Below are 17,882 nucleotides of genomic sequence, written 5' to 3'. Positions count from 1 at the left end.
AATCGTTCGCCTTGTAAAACGTTTTTGATGCGTTCATTATAATGGAAATACGTTCGATATGGCTAAAATGGTATGAAGAATCACCTCTCTTGCCTGAAAGGCGACACGATAAAAGCGATCGTCCTGGTCTGCCTCGCGGTGGGCGTGGTCGGCATGTCCTACGGCTCGCTGGCGATGGCCTACGGCTTCCCGCTGTGGGTGCCATTTGTCCTCTCCCTCACGGTGCTGGCAGGCGCATCCGAGTTTATGTTTATCGGCATCGTAGCGAGCGGCGGCAATCCGCTGGCGGCGGCCGCAGCCGGTTTACTGGTAAACGCGCGCCATGTGCCGTTCGGCGTGACGGTGCGTGACCTGGTGGGCAAGCGCGGCCTAAGCTTTCTGGGCTGTCATATCATGAACGATGAAAGCGTGGTGTTTGGCCTGTCGCAAAAAACCGCCGAGCAGCGTAAAGCGGCCTACTGGCTGTGCGGGTTAGGCGTGGCAATCATCTGGCCGCTGGGCGCGGTGCTGGGGGCGATGGTCGGCAAGCTACTGCCAGACCCGGAAACCATCGGGCTGGACGCGGTGTTCCCGGCGATCCTGCTGGCGTTAGTGGTGCCGGCATTTAAAAACCGTACCACGCTGATCCGCGCCTGTAGCGGCGCGGTGTTGTCGCTGGCCGCCGTACCGTTTGCGCCGGTTGGCCTGCCGGTGTTGCTCTCTTTGCTCGGCCTTGCCGCGAGGAAAAAATAATGGAAAACATGACGGTCTTTATTCTCGGCATCGCCATTCTTTCTGCCGGAACCTATCTGATGCGTCTCGGCGGGGCAAAACTCGGCAGCCGGCTGGCGCTTTCTGAACGGTCGCAGGCGCTGCTTTCAGATGCGGCTACCGTTTTGTTGTTCTCCGTCGCGCTGGCGACAACGTTTTATGAAGGGGACCATTTTGCCGGGATGGCGCGCGTGCTGGGGGTGGGGTTCGCGGTGTTTTTGGCCTGGCGCAAAATGCCGTTAATTGTGGTGATCGTCGCGGCGGCGGTGGTGACGGCGCTACTGCGTCTGGCGGGCATAAACTAAAAAAGCGCCCCAGGGGCGCTCTTTCGACGGTACTGCGAAATTATTTGTTCAGTTCAGCGGTCATGTGTACGCGGTTACCGGTGAATGCCTGAGTAATTTTGTAGGATGACGCGCCCGCTTCCTGAGCCTGTGCGGCGATTTTAGCTTCAGCACCGTCCAGCGTAGAGGCGGATGCGGTCACAGTCTGCGCAGCGAAAGAACCGAAAGATGTAGCAAGAGCGATTACTGCGACAAAAGTTTTGATGCTTTTCATGAGATAAACCCTTTCGTTAAGTTGTTTAAATAAGGCACCGTGCCTTGATGAGATAAATACTAGACCTCATCATGAACAACTAAAAGCGGAAGGATTTGCTATACTCATTCAAAATTACTGATTAACAATTAATCGCTGCGGATGGGTGTAAATTGTCGCCCTGCCTGGCTTGCAGAACCCCACCAGCGTCAGGTTGCAGCGCTCCGCCACTTCAACCGCCAGCGTGGTTGCCGCTGACACCGCAAACAAAATTTCCACGCCGCACATGGCGGATTTTTGCACCATCTCGTAGCTGGCGCGGCTGGAAACGAGCGCGGCCCCTTGCTGCCAGACGTTGTTTTCCCGAGCGCGACGGCCCAGCAGCTTATCCAGCGCGACGTGGCGGCCAACATCTTCATGCCCGCCTGCAATGCTCCCCGACGGCAATACCCACGCCGCCGCATGCGTACAACCGCTGAGCTGGCCGATGGGCTGAACGTCATTCAGGTGCACAAGCGCCCGATCAAGATGCGCCAGATTGAACGTCTGGGTGAACGGCAGGGGGATAATGGGTTTGCCGATATCGTTAAGCTGTTCAACACCGCACACGCCGCAGCCGGTACGTCCGGCCAGCGCCCGGCGGCGCTCTTTCAGCCCCATAAAGCGGCGGCTGGAGAGTTCGATTTGCACTTCGAGACCGTTACAGGCCGGTACGACGTCCATGCCGTAGATCTCCTGCGGATGCGCAATGATGCCTTCCGAGAGGGAGAAACCGATGGCGAACAGCTCGAGATCTTTCGGCGAGGCCATCATCACCACATGCGAAATCCCGTTGTAAACCAGGGCAACGGGGACCTCTTCCGCCAGAAAATCCGACGTGGCATGTGAAATGTGAGGCGGTCTGTGTACCGACAGTTCCACAATGCCCGCAGGCAGTGGCGACGCGTGGGTAGCACGGTTTTGTTTAAACACGACGGTATTCCTGAACAACCACGGAAGTGAGCCTGCTATTGCACCACAAACAGCGGACCTTACGCATAGTATGGATCAACTTTTCAGCATCCATTCTCCTACTCAATTCGGAGGGGTGCAACCGGTCATCTGCTACACACCCTTAACATCCGCAGAGAGAAATGTGATTGATATCACACTTTATAATCAATGCCGTGATAATACGTTCACTTTGTTTTAACGCCGTTGGAACAGGCGTACCGACATTGTGGTATTCTGGGCTTATCCCTCGGAGAAATGAGGGATTAACGCAAATTTTTCTCCTTTGCGGTTAATTCTCAACCGCAAAGTAAAACTACATAGCAATGTCGTAATGAACCAAGGAGTGACCCATGCAGGTCAGCAGAAGGCAGTTCTTTAAGATCTGCGCTGGCGGTATGGCAGGCACCACGGCGGCGGCACTGGGCTTTGCGCCCGGCGTAGCGCTGGCGGAAACACGGCAGTATAAACTGCTGCGCACCCGCGAAACCCGTAACACCTGTACGTACTGCTCCGTCGGCTGTGGGCTGTTAATGTATAGCCTCGGCGACGGTGCGAAAAACGCCAAAGCATCTATTTTCCACATCGAAGGCGATCCGGATCACCCGGTAAACCGTGGTGCACTCTGTCCGAAAGGGGCCGGTCTGGTAGATTTTATCCACTCCGAAAGCCGCCTGAAGTTTCCTGAGTATCGCGCTCCCGGCTCTGACAAATGGCAGCAAATCAGCTGGGAAGAAGCGTTCGATCGCATCGCTAAGCTGATGAAAGAAGACCGCGATGCCAACTTTATCGCGAAGAATGCCGAAGGCACCACCGTTAACCGTTGGCTCTCCACCGGCATGCTGTGTGCATCAGCGTCCAGTAACGAAACCGGCTATTTAACCCAGAAATTTACGCGCGCACTCGGCATGCTCGCGGTCGACAACCAGGCGCGTGTCTGACACGGACCAACGGTAGCAAGTCTTGCTCCAACATTTGGTCGCGGTGCGATGACCAACCACTGGGTCGACATCAAGAACGCCAACCTTATTGTGGTGATGGGCGGTAACGCCGCTGAAGCGCACCCTGTCGGGTTCCGCTGGGCGATGGAAGCCAAAATCCACAACGGCGCGAAGCTGATTGTGATCGATCCCCGCTTTACGCGTACAGCGTCAGTGGCGGATTTCTACACCCCTATTCGTTCAGGTACTGACATCACTTTCCTGTCAGGCGTATTGCTGTACCTGATGACCAACGAAAAATATAACCGCGAGTACACCGAAGCCTATACCAACGCCAGCCTGATCGTGCGTGAGGATTACCACTTCGAAGATGGCCTGTTCAGCGGTTATGACGCCGAAAAACGCAGGTACGACAAAACCAGCTGGAACTACGAGCTGGACGAAAACGGCTTTGCGAAGCGCGACACCACCCTGCAACACCCGCGCTGCGTGTGGAACCTGCTGAAAGAGCACGTGTCCCGCTATACGCCAGAGGTTGTCGAAAACATCTGTGGGACGCCGAAGGCGGACTTCCTGAAGGTGTGCGAGCTTATCGCCGAAACCAGCGCCAAAGATAAGACCGCGTCGTTCCTGTATGCACTCGGCTGGACGCAGCACTCCATCGGCGCGCAGAACATCCGCACCATGGCGATGGTTCAGTTGCTGCTCGGCAACATGGGGATGGCAGGCGGCGGCGTTAACGCCCTGCGCGGTCACTCCAACATCCAGGGTCTGACCGACCTTGGCCTGCTGTCTCAGAGCCTGACGGGTTACATGAACCTGCCGAGCGAGAAACAGACCGACCTGCAAACCTATCTGACGGCCAGCACGCCAAAACCGCTGCTCGAAGGCCAGGTAAACTACTGGGGCAACTATCCGAAGTTCTTCGTCTCGCTGATGAAAGCCTTCTACGGCGACAAGGCGACGGCGGAAAACAGCTGGGGCTTTGACTGGCTGCCGAAGTGGGACAAAGGGTACGACGTCCTCCAGTACTTCGAAATGATGCACCAGGGCCAGGTCAACGGCTATATCTGCCAGGGCTTTAACCCGGTGGCGTCGTTCCCGAACAAGAACAAGGTTGTCGAGTCTCTGTCGAAACTGAAGTACCTGGTGACAATTGACCCGCTCAATACCGAAACCTCGACGTTCTGGCAGAACCACGGTGAGTCGAACGATGTCGACCCGTCGAAGATTCAGACCGAAGTGTTCCGTCTGCCGTCCACCTGCTTCGCGGAAGAGAACGGCTCTATCGTCAACTCTGGCCGCTGGTTGCAGTGGCACTGGAAAGGCGCGGACGCCCCGGGCATCGCCCTGAACGACGGCGAGATCCTGGCCGGTATCTTCTTACGCCTGCGTAAAATGTACGCGGCTGAAGGCGGCGCAACGCCTGAGCCGGTGCTGAACATGACCTGGAACTATTCGACGCCGGAAAACCCTGCGCCGGAAGAAGTGGCCATGGAGAGCAACGGTAAGGCGCTGGCGGACGTTATCGACCCGGCGACCGGCACCGTGCTGGCGAAGAAAGGCGATCAGCTCAGCACCTTCGCACACCTGCGTGACGACGGTACGACGTCAAGCGGCTGCTGGATCTTTGCCGGTAGCTGGACGCCGAAAGGCAACCAGATGGCCAACCGCGATAACGCCGACCCGTCGGGCCTCGGTAATACGCTGGGCTGGGCATGGGCATGGCCGCTTAACCGCCGCATCCTCTATAACCGTGCCTCTGCTGACCCGCAGGGCAACCCGTGGGATCCGAAGCGTCAGCTACTCAAGTGGGACGGCGCGAAATGGGGCGGCGTGGATATTCCGGACTACAGCACTGCCGCACCAGGCAGCGATGTCGGGCCGTTTATCATGCAGCCTGAAGGGATGGGGCGCCTGTTTGCTATCGATAAGATGGCGGAAGGTCCGTTCCCGGAACACTATGAGCCGTTTGAGACGCCGCTGGGTACTAACCCGCTGCACCCGAACGTGGTCTCTAACCCGGCAGCCCGTATCTTCAAGGGCGATTTTGAAGCGCTGGGTAAAAAGGACAAGTTCCCGTATGTCGGCACCACCTACCGTCTGACCGAGCACTTCCACTACTGGACCAAGCACGCGCTGCTTAACGCCATCGCGCAGCCGGAACAGTTTGTGGAGATCGGCGAGAAGCTGGCGGACAAGCTCGGCATCGCCCATGGCGATACCGTGAAGGTCTCCTCTAACCGCGGCTACATCAAAGCCAAGGCGGTGGTGACCAAGCGTATTCGCACGCTGAACGTTCATGGTCAGCAGGTGGATACCATCGGCATCCCAATTCACTGGGGTTATGAGGGCGTGGCGAAGAAAGGGTTCATTGCGAATACCCTGACGCCGTTCGTCGGTGATGCGAACACGCAGACGCCGGAGTTTAAGGCCTTCCTCGTGAACGTGGAAAAGGTGTAACGGAGACGACTTATGGCTTATCAATCTCAAGACATTATCCGTCGTTCCGCGACTAACGGTTTCACGCCCGCGCCTCAGGCGCGGGACCACCAGCAGGAAGTGGCGAAGCTTATCGACGTGACCACCTGTATCGGCTGTAAAGCCTGTCAGGTGGCTTGTTCAGAGTGGAACGACATCCGTGACGAAGTGGGTCACAACGTCGGGGTGTACGACAACCCGGCGGACCTGACCGCCAAGTCCTGGACGGTAATGCGTTTCTCGGAAGTGGAACAGAACGACAAACTGGAATGGCTTATCCGCAAAGACGGCTGTATGCACTGTGCGGATCCGGGCTGCCTGAAGGCGTGTCCGTCAGAAGGGGCTATCATTCAGTATGCCAACGGCATCGTCGACTTCCAGTCTGAGCAGTGTATTGGCTGCGGCTACTGCATCGCGGGCTGTCCGTTCGACGTGCCGCGCATGAACCCGGAAGACAACCGCGTCTACAAATGTACGCTGTGCGTTGACCGCGTAAATGTCGGTCAGGAGCCAGCCTGCGTGAAGACCTGCCCAACCGGCGCTATCCACTTTGGCTCTAAAGAGGATATGAAAACGCTGGCGGCAGAGCGCGTGGGCGAGCTGAAAACCCGTGGTTACGATAACGCGGGCCTGTACGATCCGGCCGGGGTTGGCGGTACGCACGTGATGTACGTGCTGCACCACGCCGACAAGCCGAATCTGTACCATGGCCTGCCGGAGAACCCGGAAATCAGCGCCACCGTGAAGTTCTGGAAAGGTATCTGGAAACCGCTGGCCGCGGTCGGTTTTGCGGCCACCTTTGCAGCGAGCATCTTCCACTACGTCGGCGTTGGTCCGAACCGCGCGGAAGAGGAAGACGATAACCTGCATGAAGAGAAAGACGAGGTGCGCAAATGAGAAAACGTGACACCATCGTGCGCTACACCGCGCCGGAACGCATCAACCACTGGGTCACCGCCTTCTGCTTCATGCTGGCGGCGATAAGCGGGCTGGGGTTCTTCTTCCCCTCCTTCAACTGGCTGATGCAGATACTGGGCACGCCGCAGCTGGCGCGCATCCTGCACCCGTTCGTGGGTGTGGTGATGTTTGCCTCGTTTATCATCATGTTTTTCCGCTACTGGCACCATAACCTAATCAATCGGGATGATATCTTTTGGGCGAAGAATATTCGTAAGATCGTCGTCAACGAGGAAGTGGGTGATACCGGGCGTTATAACTTCGGCCAGAAATGCGTATTCTGGGCGGCGATTATCTTCCTGGTCCTGTTGCTGGTGAGCGGCGTGATCATCTGGCGTCCGTACTTTGCGCCTGCTTTCTCAATCCCGGTGATCCGATTTGCGCTGATGCTGCATTCATTTGCCGCAGTGGCGTTAATTGTGGTTATCATGGTGCATATCTACGCCGCCCTTTGGGTGAAAGGCACCATTACCGCGATGGTGGAAGGATGGGTAACCAGTACGTGGGCGAAGAAACATCACCCGCGCTGGTACCGTGAAGTCCGCCAGAAACAGGAAAAGTCATCTGAATGAGTATTCGCATAATCCCGCAAGATGAGCTGGGGTCGAGCGAGAAACGCACGGCGGATAATATTCCGCCGTTGTTGTTCCCCAGACTCAAGAACCTCTACAACCGCCGCGCAGAGCGTCTGCGCGAGCTGGCAGAGAACAACCCGCTGGGCGATTTTCTGCGTTTTGCCGCGCTGGTCGCCCATGCGCAGGAAGTGGTGCTATACGACCACCCGCTGCAAATGGATCTGACCGCACGCATCAAAGAAGCCAACGCGCAGGGCAAGCCGCCGCTGGACATTCACGTTCTGCCGCGCGACAAGCACTGGCATAAGCTGCTGCATTCGCTGATTGCCGAGCTGAAGCCCGAAATGAGCGGCACGGCGCTGGCGGTCATTGAGAACCTGGAAAAAGCCTCAGAGCAAGAGCTGGAAGAGATGGCGAGCGCGCTGTTTGCCTCCGACTTCTCGCTGGTGAGCAGCGATAAAGCGCCGTTCATCTGGGCTGCGCTGTCGCTCTACTGGGCGCAAATGGCGAGCCTGATCCCGGGTAAAGCCCGCGCTGAATATGGCGAAGCGCGCCAGTTTTGCCCGGTGTGCGGCTCAATGCCGGTCTCCAGCATGGTACAGATTGGTACGACGCAGGGGCTGCGCTACTTGCACTGCAACCTGTGTGAAACCGAGTGGCACGTGGTGCGCATCAAGTGCAGCAACTGCGAACAGACCCGCGATCTGAACTATTGGTCGCTGGAAAACGAAGACGCGGCGGTGAAAGCCGAAAGCTGCGGCGACTGCGGGACCTACCTGAAGATTCTGTATCAGGAAAAAGACCCGAAAGTCGAAGCGGTAGCCGACGATCTCGCCTCGCTGATCCTGGACGCGAAGATGGAGCAGGAGGGCTTTGCCCGTAGCTCGATCAACCCGTTCCTGTTCCCGGGGGAAGGGGAGTAATCTCCTGTGAGAATGCCGGGCGGCGCACGCTTGCCCGGCCTACAGGTGGTAAGGTGAAACGACCCCAGCAATACCCGAAAAGTCTTTCGTATTGCGCGAAATTAACGGACAGCTTCTGCTCTGAGCAGTAGCCAGAATAATGGCGTCAGGAAGCTTCATCCCGTGCTGTTCGCGAAGTAATACGCTTCTTTCAGCAATTTCCCTTGTTATATCAATAATTTCAAAGGCCTCCATCACGGCTGCCGTTTTTGCTTCTTGACCGTGCCTGCGAGCGCCCACCATTACTTCCATCCATGTGATGAGGCTAATGGCACGATGCGAAGCTGTGCGATCGATCGCATCCGCAGCCTCAACGTGGTTATTAAAAAGATCGATGAGGATATTGGTGTCAAACACAGCCATGTGCTCCATCATTACCACTCCTCACGCAGCTTGCGTTCGTACTCAAGCCCATCTTCCTGCTGATTTCCCCACAGGCCAAGCGCTTCGCGGATAACCGATGAATTCTGCTGGTCGAGATACAGTTCTATGGCTTCCCGCAGCAGTTCGGCGCGCGGCCGGTTGCGCAACTGCTTCAGGTTATCCAGTCGTTGAATCACGTCATCAGACAAATCGATCAGTATTCTGCCCATAGTAAGGTCCGCCAAAAGACTCATATATCACCTTAGTATATCATCTACGGTTAATTTTCAGGCAATATATCCATAATTAAGACATGGTTAAAGAACATTGTTAAGGCAGTCACTGATTTTGCGAGCCGCTTTCCAGGACATTTATATCTTCAAATTCCTCTGTTTTCATCTTTCGTAAACCAGGCTATAAAGCTGTATATAAATACAGCATGAGGACGTAACCATGGCGCTGGAAAAGGGAATTGATAAGCTTGTACAAGATTTTATTGCAGCAGGGCGGCCTTCCTCGCGAAAGCAGAATATAGATGAACGGAGAGCCGGGTATGTTGCCAGCACAGCTCTGGCCGGGGAGACAGAAACTCGTGTCCAGGTTGAAACGCTTGTTCTTGAGGAGATGACCTTTCGGCTATTTTCGCCTGTCAATGCCCCTGAAACGTTACCTTGTGCCCTCTACTATCATGGCGGTTGTTTTGTCAGCGGTGGGTTTGAAACCCATGATAATCAGCTTCGCCAACTGGCGTTTTACGGTAACTGTCGGGTCATTGCGGTTCAGTACAGACTCGCACCCGAGCATACCTTCCCCGCTGCGCATGACGATGCAGAGAGAGCGGCAGATCTTGTCTGGCAAAATGCAGAACAATTAGGTGTGGATAAAAACCGGATTACACTTTGTGGAGACAGTGCGGGAGGGCATCTTGCGCTGGTAACGTCATTGCGGCTTAAGGCCAAAGGTCTCTGGGATCCCGCACAGCTCATTCTTATCTACCCCATGCTCGACGCTACGGCCAGTTTTGAAAGCTATACCCTCAATGGCATGGACTACGTAATTACTCGCGATACCCTTTTGAGCGGCTATGAAATGTATCTGGATAAAGCTTACCGTCAGCATCCTGAAGTCAGCCCACTGTGGCGCAACGACTTTAGCGGTCTGCCGAAGGTCCATATTGTTACCGCTGAGTATGATCCGTTACGCGACGAAGGCGAGGCGCTTTATCAGCGCCTCACGGAGCAAGGCGTGAAGTGTACCGCTCAACGATGGCGGGGTGTAATTCACGGCTTCTTCCAGTTGGGTGGAATTAGCCAGTCAGCGCGAGAAGTTATGCGAGATATTGCCTGGCGCATTAACCATGCCGGACGAGAGTGAGAAGGAGACTACTCCTCCTCGTTCCCGCCCTCTTCATACGCGCCATACGGCTTCGCAGGCAGAACGATATAGGTGCCTTCAAACACCGCGCCTGGCGTTTCATCGCCGAACAGCTCAACCTGCATTTGTACGCGTGCTTTACGCCCACGCGCCAGACGGTCGAGATCGCCGCCCAGTGCACCCAGGTCAGCTACCGCGCTCGGCTTGCCGCTGATCGGCGCGCTGTAGCGGATATGGGCATCGGCCAGAATAATGGTGCCGCCGAGATGACGTTCGCGCAGCATCAGCCAGATCAGTCCCCAGCCGGTGAGCGTGGCGAGTGAAAACAGGCTACCGGCAAACAGGGTATGGTGTGGGTTCTGGTTGCCGGTTTCCGGCATGGTGGTAATAAATTTTTGCCCGGTATATTGCTGAATACGCACGCCCATTTTTTCACTGAGCGGAATGTGCTGATACCACGCCTGCTGGAGCTGCCCGCACCAGTCGGCACGATGGAGTATATCGTCCAGGGTGGCGATGGGTTTGATCATCAAAAAGTGACGAATCGGCGTAGTTTGCGGGGCGGTGATTTCCCCCTGATTCACGAAACCAAGCTTGGCAAAGAACTCAACGGCATCTTCACGGGCGCTACAGGTGACGCGCTTGACCCCTTCCTGACGGGCGACGGATTCCAGCGTCATAGCCATCAGCGTTCCGAGGCCTTTGTCCTGCACGGAGGGGTGAACGGCCATAAAGCGGATTGAAGCTTCGTTGTCGGCATTGATATACAGACGCCCCACGGCAACCAGATGGCCCTCTTCATCAACCACCATCTGGTGGTGCGCCATCGCGTCCCAGGCGTCGCGTTCAGACCCTTTCGGTTGATGCAGTGGCTTGCGCAGCATTTCCCAGCGGAAATGGTAATAAACCTCTAACTCTTCTTCCGTTTGCGGTACTCGAAGGTGATACATAGCTGTACTCTCTCTTGTTACCCGCGGCCAGGCCGCCAGTTGGCTCATACCTGGAGCCAGAATGTGACGGGGCCATCGTTCACCAGCGAAACCTGCATATCCGCAGCGAATCGTCCGGTTTGTGTATTTATGTCCTGTTGGCGACAGCGCTCAACAAAGTACTCGTAAAGGGCTTCTGCGCGATCCGGTGCCGCGCCCTTCGAAAAACTCGGCCGCATGCCGCGTTCGGTATCCGCAGCCAGCGTAAACTGGGACACCACCAGCACGCTGCCGCCCGCCTGCTGAACGTTCAGGTTCATCTTGCCTTCCGCATCGCTGAAAATGCGGTAGCCCAGCACGCGCTCACACAAGCGGTTGGCTTTTTGTTCGTCGTCATCCTTTTCGACACCCAGGAGCACCAAAAGTCCTGGGCCGATTTCACCCGTCACCTCATCCGCCACGGTGACGCTGGCACGGGTTACGCGCTGAATCAATGCAATCATGGTTGGTCTGCTTCTTGTTGTTTTTCAGCTTCTGCTGCTTTTTTAAGTTCGCGGTAGACCCCGAGAGTGACAGTTATTTCGGCGCCAAGCAAGACGATGCACCACGTCCAGTAGACCCAGACAAACAAAATGGGGATCACCGCCAGTACGCCGTAAATCAGCTGATAAGAGGGGAACATGGTGATATAAAGCGCGAATCCTTTCTTGCCCAACTCAAAGAGCAACGCCGCGACCAGCGCACCCACCACCGCATCCCGGTTGGGTACGCGCGTAGTTGGCACCACGCTATAAAGCAGCCAGAACGAAAGCCACGATAAAATCAGCGGGAAGATGCGCAGCACGTTATCGATCACGCTGTTTAAATCGCTCGCCCAGCGCAGCGAAAGAAGGTAGGAGCTGATCGCCAGGCTCGCCCCCGCCAGCAAGGGGCCGAGGGTTAAAATCATCCAGTAGACGGCAAAGGAATAGACCTTTGGGCGGACTTTTTTGCTCCGCCAGATAGTGTTGAGCGCACTGTCGATGGAGTACATCAGCAGCAGCGCGGTAACAATAAGCCCACACGCCCCCACCGCCGTCATCTTGCTGGAGTTAGCGACAAACTGTTCAATGTAGTTCTGGATCACATCGCCGGTGGCAGGAATAAAGTTTGCGAAAACAAAATGGCGAAGCTGCATGCTCACATCGGCAAACATCGGAAACGCCGAAAAAAGCGCAAAAATCACCGCCACCAGCGGAACCAGCGAGAGCAAGGACACGTAAGCGAGATTGCCCGCCAGCGTGGTCATGTTGTCCTCATCAATGCGATGCCAGAGGAGTTTCAGCCACGCCCTCAGCGGGCGCGTGTGGTGATTGGCTTTTTGATGAACGGTTTTTAGCATAACTGCTTCGCAAAGTAGTTCGGTATCGTCTCTTTTCCGGTCACCAGAATGGAGGTGATACCTAACTGATTAGCCCCTTCTATATTATCGACGTTGTCGTCAAAAAAGACCGCATCCGCTGCCGTGAATCCTTCTTCCTGCAATACCGCCTGATAGATGCGCGCCTCAGGTTTACGCATTCCCATCTCCTGGGAGAGATACACTTTATCTGCCGCCGCGTGAATTTCCGGGTATTCATCCGGCCAGAAGGTGGTATGCAGGCGGTTGGTATTAGACAGCACGACAACGCGATGCCCCTGCTCGCGCAGCTTGTGCATGATGTCGATCACTTCGGGGCGGATCGCGACAAATATAGCCTGCCAGCCATGGGAAAATTGCTCGTAACTTAACGAGAGACCCATTTCCTGACAGAAACGCTCTGCGAACGCTTCGTCGCTGATCTCACCGCGCTCGTGCAAATGGAAAGTCTCACCCATCGCGAAATTCTGCTTTAACGTCGCCAGCGGAACACGGCTAAAATCGCTCCATGCGCCCAGCACCCGGTTAAAATCGATATCGACGATTACATTTCCTAAGTCAAAGATATAAAGCATGTTTATCTCCTTTCGCCGTGGAAAAGTAACTGTAGCGGGAAAGAGAAAGTTTAGCTATGCGCCAGATTCAGCTTAGAGAAAGGAAAGGCCCGAATCGCAATATCGGGCCATAAGACGATCAGCCAGCCTGCTGCTCTTCTCCGGAATTCACTTCGACAACCTCAACCTTGCTGGATTTTAGGTGACTTTGCAGCGCCGGGCCGGGCAGCTCATCGGTGAACAGTGCCGTCGCCTGCGCCACGTTGCCAATTTCAACCGCCGCGGAGGCGTGGTATTTCGTATGATCGGCCGCCAGTAAAATGTGGCGGGAGTGGGCAATCATGGTTTTCACCACGCTGGCTTCGTTAACGTCAAATTCCATCATCGCGCCGTCGTGCTCTATCGCCCCCACGCTGGTCACGAGGTAGTCCGCCCGGAAGCCAGACACAAACGCCGTTGCCGCAGGCCCGATAATGCCGCCGTTATGCGGGCGCAGCGTACCGCCAGGTACCATCACCTCAAAACGCGGATTATTATAAAGAATGTGCGCCACCCGCAGGCTGTTGGTGATGATGCGCAGATGATTATGGTTAAGCAGTGCCCGGGCAACGTGCTCCACGGTCGTCCCGATAGTGATAAAGATGGTCGAGCCATCCGGGATATAGTCCGCAATCGCTTCGGCAATCGCCCGTTTCTCTTCGGTAAGCGAAACTTCACGCTGTTCGAACGCCGTATTGACCACGCTGGATGCCCTGCCCGCACCGCCGTGATGACGGGTGATCAGCCCCTGCTCGCTAAGCTTGCGGATATCCCGGCGCACGGTTTGCGTCGACACATCCAGCAGCTGCGCCAGTTCATCAATGTTCATATAGCCGCGATCGGCAATCAGCGTCAGCAGCTGATCGTGACGCGGGTTGCCGGTCAGTTCGGTAAGGCTCATGGGCTGTCCTCTGAAAACCATCACGCCCCGCATTTTATACAAAAAGTGACAAAAAAGAGCGGGTTTGATCACAGTCGGGTATACCCGCGCGCCCGCCGGGCTTTGTGCATTTCAGTGCTGCGACGGCGCTGGCAAAACGCACGGCGTCTGCGGCGGGCAATTTCTGCCCCAGGCTGACCGCCAGCGCACCGTGGAACACGTCGCCCGCGCCGGTGGTATCAATGACGTTCACTTCAAAACCAGGCTGATGACATAGCGCGCCGTTTTCCAGCCAGAAACAGCCGTCTCGCCCCTGAGTGACATACACATGTCCATTTGTGAGCGTTTGTGCTTTTTTTAATGCGTCTTCTGTTTCATCCAACTGCGTTAAACGCCGCAGCCCAGGCGCAGAGAAGGCCGCGTGATCGCTTAAGGCGATCAGCTCCGCGATATCCTGCGGGGTAACATCCGCATCCAGCAACGTCGGAACGCCCTGCTGACGGGCCAGGGTAAATGCCTGTTTTGCCCCGTCATGCCAGCGCACGTCGGCTAAGACAATGTCCCACTGAGAGAAGTCGATTTCATGCAGCCAGCCTGCCTCGGCGGGCAGATCGGGGCTGGGGTAGTTGGCAATCACTCTTTCCCCACCTGCATCCACCAGCACCGCCGATTGCGACGATCGGGCCCCCTTAACTACGCGCGTATAGCGAGTGTTCACCCCCAGGGATTCCAGCTCCGCAAGCAACCGTCTGCCGGTATCGTCGTCCCCCACCCGACCAATAAAATCCACTTCCGCGCCCAGTTTCGCGGCTGCCACTGCCGCCGTTGCCGCCGGGCCGCCGCCCACTTCCGTGTAGTCTTTTGCGACATATTTCCCACCTTCTTTTGGTAAATCATCGAGATACCAGATGCGATCCAGCACGGTAATGCCGACACAAACGATGCGAGTCATGGTGATTCCTTCTGCGATTTCTGATGCCTTCATTTTAATTTCACCAAATGTTTAAAAAGTGACCCGTGTCAATTTTTTGACTATAAATTACAAATACGATCAAAAACAGACACCACAAACGCGCAAAAATTGACACGATGTGACAGGAGAGAGGCATGTCAGCAATCGCATTTATCGGCTTAGGACAGATGGGCGCGCCCATGGCGAAGAATCTGTTGAAACAGGGCCACCAGCTTAACGTTTTTGATGTGAACCCGCAGGCGGTTCAGGTGCTGGTAGAGAGCGGCGCCCGGGCGGCGGCAACGCCCGCACAGGCAGCAACGGATGCCGAATTCGTGATCACTATGCTGCCAAACGGCGACCTGGTGCGCAGCGTGCTGTTCGGCGAGCACGGCGTGTGCGAAGGATTATCCCGCGACGCGCTGGTCATTGATATGTCCACCATTCACCCGCTGCAAACCGACGCGCTGATCCGCGACATGGCAGAGCAAGGCTTCAGCCTGATGGACGTGCCCGTCGGGCGCACCTCTGATCATGCCATCGCCGGTACGCTACTCCTGCTGGCAGGCGGCACGGCAGAGCAGGTTGAGCGCGCCACCCCCGTCTTAATGGCGATGGGTAATGAACTGATTAACGCCGGCGGGCCGGGAATGGGCATCCGCGTGAAGCTCATCAATAACTACATGAGCATCGCCCTGAACGCCCTTTCCGCCGAGGCCGCCGTACTGTGCGAAGCGCTTGGCCTCTCCTTTGACGTGGCGCTCAAGGTGATGAGCGGCACACCTGCGGGCAAAGGCCACTTCACCACGTCATGGCCGAACAAGGTGCTGAAAGGGGATCTTTCACCCGCCTTCATGATCGACCTTGCGCATAAGGATCTGGGGATCGCCCTCGACGTGGCCAACCAGCTGCATGTCCCAATGCCGCTGGGCGCGGCTTCACGAGAAGTTTACAACCAGGCACGCGCCGCCGGGCGCGGGCGCGAAGACTGGACAGCCATTCTTGAACAGGTTCGCGCATCTGCCGGGCTGAAAAAATCACACTGATACGAAAGGACTGAGGAATGACGATGTACACCCTGAAAGATATCACCCGACCTTCCGGCGGTTTTGCGATGCTGGCCGTGGATCAGCGCGAAGCGATGCGCCTGATGTTTGCGGCGGCAGGCGCGCCGGTACCGGTAACCGACCAGCACCTGACGGATTTTAAAGTCAACGCGGCAAAAATTCTGTCGCCGTACGCCTCTGCCATTCTCGTCGACCAGCAGTTCTGCTATCGCCAGATTGTCGAGCAGCGGGCCGTGGCCAAAAGCTGCGCGATGATTGTGGCAGCCGACGAGTTTATTCCGGGGAACGGTATTCCGGTCGACAGCGTGGTGATCGATAAGAGCATTGACGCGCAGGCGGTCAAACGCGACGGCGGCAAGGCGCTGAAGCTGCTGGTGCTGTGGCGCAGCGATGAAGATCCGCAGCAGCGCCTGGAGATGGTGAAAGCGTTCAATACGCTGTGCCACGATAACGGTCTGTTGAGCATTATCGAGCCGGTTGTGCGTCCACCGCGCCGCGGCGCCGCGTTTGACCGCGAGCAGGCGATTATCGATGCGGCCAAAGAGCTGGGCGACAGCGGTGCCGACCTCTACAAAGTGGAAATGCCGCTGTTTGGTAAGGGCACGCAGCACGAGCTATTGACGGCCTCGCAGAAGCTGAACGAGAACATCGCCATGCCGTGGGTGATCCTCTCCTCCGGCGTGGACGATAAGTTATTCCCGCGCGCGGTGAGCGTGGCGATGCAGGCGGGGGCATCGGGCTTTTTAGCCGGTCGCGCCGTCTGGTCCTCTGTGATTGGCCTGCCGGACACCGAGTTGATGCTGCGTGATATTTCCGTACCAAAACTTCAGCGTCTGGGTGAGATCGTCGACGAAATGATGGCTCGCCGTTAAGAAAGGATCCGAACATGAAATGGTTTAATACCCTGAGCCATAACCGCTGGCTCGAACAAGAGACCGACCGCATTCTCGATTTCGGTAAAAACGCCGCCGTACCGACCGGCTTTGGCTGGCTGGGCAATAACGGGCAGGTGCGTAGCGATATGGGCACCCATCTGTGGATCACCGCCCGCATGCTGCACGTTTACGCGGTGGCGGCGAACATGGGACGTCCTGGTGCGTACGCCCTGGTTGAGCACGGCATTAATGCCCTGAACGGTCCGCTGCGCGACAAGCAGCACGGTGGCTGGTACGCCTGCGTAAACGATGAAGGCGTGATTGATGCGTCCAAGCAGGGCTATCAGCATTTCTTCGTCCTGCTGGGCGCGGCGAGCGCCGTCACCACCGGCCATCCGCAGGCACGCAAGTTGCTGGACGACGCCATCGAGGTGATTGAGCGCTACTTCTGGAGCGAACAGGAGCAGATGTGCCTGGAGTCCTGGGATGAAGCCTTCAGCAAAACGGAAGATTACCGCGGCGGTAACGCCAACATGCACGCCGTGGAAGCCTTCCTGATCGTTTATGACGTGACCCACGACCGTAAATGGCTCGACCGCGCCCTGCGCATCGCCTCGGTGATTATTCACGACGTGGCGCGCAAAGGGGAGTACCGCGTTAACGAGCATTTCGACACCAACTGGAACCCGATCCGCGACTACAACATCGATAACCCCGCCCACCGCTTCCGCGCCTACGGCGGCACGCCGGGGCACTGGATTGAGTGGGGTCGCCTGATGCTGCACCTGCGCGCCGCCCTGGAAGCGCGCTTTGAAACCCCGCCGGAATGGCTGCTGGAAGATGCGAAAGGCCTGTTCCACGCCACCATCCGGGACGCCTGGGCACCCGACGGGGCCGATGGCTTTGTCTACTCCGTGGGCTGGGACGGCAAGCCAATCGTCCGCGAACGCGTGCGCTGGCCAATCGTCGAAGCGATGGGTACGGCTTACGCGCTCTACACCGTCACCGGTGAGGCGCAGTACGAAGCCTGGTATCAGAAGTGGTGGGATTACTGCATCAAGTACCTGATGGATTACGAAAACGGTTCATGGTGGCAGGAGCTGGACACCAATAACGAAGTGACCACCAAAGTCTGGGACGGCAAGCAGGATATTTACCATCTGCTGCACTGCCTGGTGATCCCCCGCCTGCCGCTGGCGCCGGGCTTAGCGCCTGCCGTAGCCGCCGGATTACTGGATAGCCTGGCCAAATAATAAA

Annotated in this window: 20 protein-coding genes; 10 read left to right on the top strand and 10 right to left on the bottom strand. The window is 56.6% G+C overall.

The annotated features are described in order from the left end of the window. Positions 1 to 72 precede the first annotated feature (72 nt). Both SK51_RS04540 and SK51_RS04535 read left to right on the top strand, forming a co-directional pair. Entirely contained in the window at positions 73 to 732 is a 660-nt protein-coding gene (locus tag SK51_RS04540; RefSeq protein WP_003861971.1) for an AzlC family ABC transporter permease, read from the top strand. Continuing rightward, positions 732 to 1,055, top strand: a complete 324-nt coding sequence (locus tag SK51_RS04535; protein WP_022649832.1) for an AzlD domain-containing protein — start codon at positions 732 to 734, stop codon at positions 1,053 to 1,055. Before SK51_RS04540 ends, SK51_RS04535 begins: the two co-directional genes overlap by 1 nt. Before the next feature lie 40 nt (positions 1,056 to 1,095). Here the strand turns inward: SK51_RS04535 and SK51_RS04530 are convergent, their stop codons facing one another. Further along, the gene (locus tag SK51_RS04530) at positions 1,096 to 1,308 is read right to left on the bottom strand and encodes a YdgH/BhsA/McbA family protein (RefSeq protein WP_003861966.1); all 213 of its coding nucleotides are present in this window, start codon (positions 1,306 to 1,308) and stop codon (positions 1,096 to 1,098) included. Between the two features lie 114 nt (positions 1,309 to 1,422). Then, positions 1,423 to 2,259, bottom strand: a complete 837-nt coding sequence (fdhD, locus tag SK51_RS04525) for a formate dehydrogenase accessory sulfurtransferase FdhD (protein WP_023305102.1) — start codon at positions 2,257 to 2,259, stop codon at positions 1,423 to 1,425. Positions 2,260 to 2,630: 371 nt separating this feature from the next. On the opposite strand from fdhD, the gene fdnG reads away from it, so the two are divergent. Genes fdnG through fdhE form a run of 4 tightly spaced genes read left to right on the top strand, consistent with a single transcriptional unit; the run spans position 2,631 to position 8,154 of the window. Continuing rightward, a complete protein-coding gene (fdnG, locus tag SK51_RS04515) occupies positions 2,631 to 5,681 on the top strand; it encodes a formate dehydrogenase-N subunit alpha (RefSeq protein WP_100248971.1) in 3,051 nt (1,016 codons plus the stop codon). Positions 5,682 to 5,693: 12 nt separating this feature from the next. Then, entirely contained in the window at positions 5,694 to 6,596 is a 903-nt protein-coding gene (gene fdxH / locus SK51_RS04510) for a formate dehydrogenase subunit beta (RefSeq protein ID WP_003861960.1), read from the top strand. After that, positions 6,593 to 7,228, top strand: a complete 636-nt coding sequence (gene fdoI, locus SK51_RS04505; RefSeq protein WP_006808711.1) for a formate dehydrogenase cytochrome b556 subunit — start codon at positions 6,593 to 6,595, stop codon at positions 7,226 to 7,228. Before fdxH ends, fdoI begins: the two co-directional genes overlap by 4 nt. Next, complete coding sequence (gene fdhE, locus SK51_RS04500) at positions 7,225 to 8,154, top strand: formate dehydrogenase accessory protein FdhE (protein WP_023305104.1); 930 nt, start codon at positions 7,225 to 7,227, stop codon at positions 8,152 to 8,154. The genes fdoI and fdhE overlap by 4 nt, the downstream gene beginning before the upstream one ends. Positions 8,155 to 8,193: 39 nt before the next feature. Here fdhE and SK51_RS04495 read toward each other — a convergent pair whose 3' ends face one another. Together SK51_RS04495 and SK51_RS04490 are read right to left on the bottom strand one after the other, a co-directional pair. Continuing rightward, positions 8,194 to 8,565 (bottom strand): type II toxin-antitoxin system VapC family toxin, encoded by a 372-nt coding sequence (locus SK51_RS04495; protein ID WP_080346796.1) that lies wholly within the window; start codon positions 8,563 to 8,565, stop codon positions 8,194 to 8,196. Positions 8,566 to 8,567: 2 nt separating this feature from the next. Further along, positions 8,568 to 8,810 carry a ribbon-helix-helix protein, CopG family gene (locus SK51_RS04490; protein WP_023298920.1) on the bottom strand — a complete coding sequence of 81 codons (243 nt, stop codon included), beginning with the start codon at positions 8,808 to 8,810 and terminating at the stop codon, positions 8,568 to 8,570. Positions 8,811 to 9,009: 199 nt separating this feature from the next. Here SK51_RS04490 and SK51_RS04485 point away from each other — a divergent pair, with 199 nt between their 5' ends. Continuing rightward, the gene (locus tag SK51_RS04485) at positions 9,010 to 9,930 is read left to right on the top strand and encodes an alpha/beta hydrolase (RefSeq protein ID WP_023305106.1); all 921 of its coding nucleotides are present in this window, start codon (positions 9,010 to 9,012) and stop codon (positions 9,928 to 9,930) included. A gap of 8 nt (positions 9,931 to 9,938) precedes the next feature. On the opposite strand, the gene fabY is transcribed toward SK51_RS04485, so the two are convergent. The 6 genes from fabY to SK51_RS04455 form a co-directional block, all read right to left on the bottom strand. After that, a complete protein-coding gene (fabY, locus tag SK51_RS04480) occupies positions 9,939 to 10,880 on the bottom strand; it encodes a fatty acid biosynthesis protein FabY (RefSeq protein ID WP_023305107.1) in 942 nt (313 codons plus the stop codon). A 44-nt stretch (positions 10,881 to 10,924) separates the two neighbouring features. Beyond that, a complete protein-coding gene (gene dtd / locus SK51_RS04475; protein WP_023305108.1) occupies positions 10,925 to 11,362 on the bottom strand; it encodes a D-aminoacyl-tRNA deacylase in 438 nt (145 codons plus the stop codon). Beyond that, positions 11,359 to 12,240 (bottom strand): virulence factor BrkB family protein, encoded by an 882-nt coding sequence (locus tag SK51_RS04470; RefSeq protein ID WP_023298923.1) that lies wholly within the window; start codon positions 12,238 to 12,240, stop codon positions 11,359 to 11,361. The genes dtd and SK51_RS04470 overlap by 4 nt, the downstream gene beginning before the upstream one ends. Then, positions 12,234 to 12,833 carry a glucose-1-phosphatase gene (yihX, locus tag SK51_RS04465; RefSeq protein WP_023305109.1) on the bottom strand — a complete coding sequence of 200 codons (600 nt, stop codon included), beginning with the start codon at positions 12,831 to 12,833 and terminating at the stop codon, positions 12,234 to 12,236. Before yihX ends, SK51_RS04470 begins: the two co-directional genes overlap by 7 nt. Before the next feature lie 118 nt (positions 12,834 to 12,951). Beyond that, positions 12,952 to 13,752 (bottom strand): DeoR/GlpR family DNA-binding transcription regulator, encoded by an 801-nt coding sequence (locus tag SK51_RS04460; RefSeq protein WP_023305110.1) that lies wholly within the window; start codon positions 13,750 to 13,752, stop codon positions 12,952 to 12,954. A gap of 34 nt (positions 13,753 to 13,786) precedes the next feature. Further along, positions 13,787 to 14,683, bottom strand: coding sequence for a sugar kinase (locus SK51_RS04455; protein ID WP_023305111.1), 897 nt, complete (start codon positions 14,681 to 14,683; stop codon positions 13,787 to 13,789). 155 nt (positions 14,684 to 14,838) lie between these two features. Here SK51_RS04455 and yihU point away from each other — a divergent pair, with 155 nt between their 5' ends. Genes yihU through yihS form a run of 3 tightly spaced genes read left to right on the top strand, consistent with a single transcriptional unit; the run spans position 14,839 to position 17,878 of the window. After that, positions 14,839 to 15,729, top strand: a complete 891-nt coding sequence (gene yihU / locus SK51_RS04450) for a sulfolactaldehyde 3-reductase (protein ID WP_023305112.1) — start codon at positions 14,839 to 14,841, stop codon at positions 15,727 to 15,729. A gap of 17 nt (positions 15,730 to 15,746) precedes the next feature. Next, the gene (yihT, locus tag SK51_RS04445; RefSeq protein WP_023305113.1) at positions 15,747 to 16,622 is read left to right on the top strand and encodes a sulfofructosephosphate aldolase; all 876 of its coding nucleotides are present in this window, start codon (positions 15,747 to 15,749) and stop codon (positions 16,620 to 16,622) included. 14 nt (positions 16,623 to 16,636) lie between these two features. Then, entirely contained in the window at positions 16,637 to 17,878 is a 1,242-nt protein-coding gene (gene yihS, locus SK51_RS04440; RefSeq protein ID WP_022649846.1) for a sulfoquinovose isomerase, read from the top strand. Positions 17,879 to 17,882: the final 4 nt, after the last annotated feature.

It is taken from the genome of Enterobacter sp. MGH85 (assembly GCF_001037655.1).
GTDB lineage: Bacteria > Pseudomonadota > Gammaproteobacteria > Enterobacterales > Enterobacteriaceae > Enterobacter > Enterobacter intestinihominis.
The sequence above is the reverse complement of the archived record's forward strand: the minus strand, read 5'-3'. Positions and strand labels throughout refer to the sequence as shown.

Coding starts and splice junctions, on each gene's coding strand:
- SK51_RS04485 (WP_023305106.1), top strand. CDS start 9,010: ATGGCGCTGGAAAAGGGAATTGATAAGCTTGTACAAGATTTTATTGCA.
- SK51_RS04455 (WP_023305111.1), bottom strand. CDS start 14,683: ATGACTCGCATCGTTTGTGTCGGCATTACCGTGCTGGATCGCATCTGG.
- SK51_RS04490 (WP_023298920.1), bottom strand. CDS start 8,810: ATGAGTCTTTTGGCGGACCTTACTATGGGCAGAATACTGATCGATTTG.
- yihU (WP_023305112.1), top strand. CDS start 14,839: ATGTCAGCAATCGCATTTATCGGCTTAGGACAGATGGGCGCGCCCATG.
- SK51_RS04540 (WP_003861971.1), top strand. CDS start 73: ATGAAGAATCACCTCTCTTGCCTGAAAGGCGACACGATAAAAGCGATC.
- dtd (WP_023305108.1), bottom strand. CDS start 11,362: ATGATTGCATTGATTCAGCGCGTAACCCGTGCCAGCGTCACCGTGGCG.
- SK51_RS04495 (WP_080346796.1), bottom strand. CDS start 8,565: ATGGAGCACATGGCTGTGTTTGACACCAATATCCTCATCGATCTTTTT.
- SK51_RS04530 (WP_003861966.1), bottom strand. CDS start 1,308: ATGAAAAGCATCAAAACTTTTGTCGCAGTAATCGCTCTTGCTACATCT.
- yihS (WP_022649846.1), top strand. CDS start 16,637: ATGAAATGGTTTAATACCCTGAGCCATAACCGCTGGCTCGAACAAGAG.
- yihT (WP_023305113.1), top strand. CDS start 15,747: ATGACGATGTACACCCTGAAAGATATCACCCGACCTTCCGGCGGTTTT.
- SK51_RS04470 (WP_023298923.1), bottom strand. CDS start 12,240: ATGCTAAAAACCGTTCATCAAAAAGCCAATCACCACACGCGCCCGCTG.
- SK51_RS04535 (WP_022649832.1), top strand. CDS start 732: ATGGAAAACATGACGGTCTTTATTCTCGGCATCGCCATTCTTTCTGCC.
- fabY (WP_023305107.1), bottom strand. CDS start 10,880: ATGTATCACCTTCGAGTACCGCAAACGGAAGAAGAGTTAGAGGTTTAT.
- fdxH (WP_003861960.1), top strand. CDS start 5,694: ATGGCTTATCAATCTCAAGACATTATCCGTCGTTCCGCGACTAACGGT.
- fdhE (WP_023305104.1), top strand. CDS start 7,225: ATGAGTATTCGCATAATCCCGCAAGATGAGCTGGGGTCGAGCGAGAAA.
- fdoI (WP_006808711.1), top strand. CDS start 6,593: ATGAGAAAACGTGACACCATCGTGCGCTACACCGCGCCGGAACGCATC.
- yihX (WP_023305109.1), bottom strand. CDS start 12,833: ATGCTTTATATCTTTGACTTAGGAAATGTAATCGTCGATATCGATTTT.
- SK51_RS04460 (WP_023305110.1), bottom strand. CDS start 13,752: ATGAGCCTTACCGAACTGACCGGCAACCCGCGTCACGATCAGCTGCTG.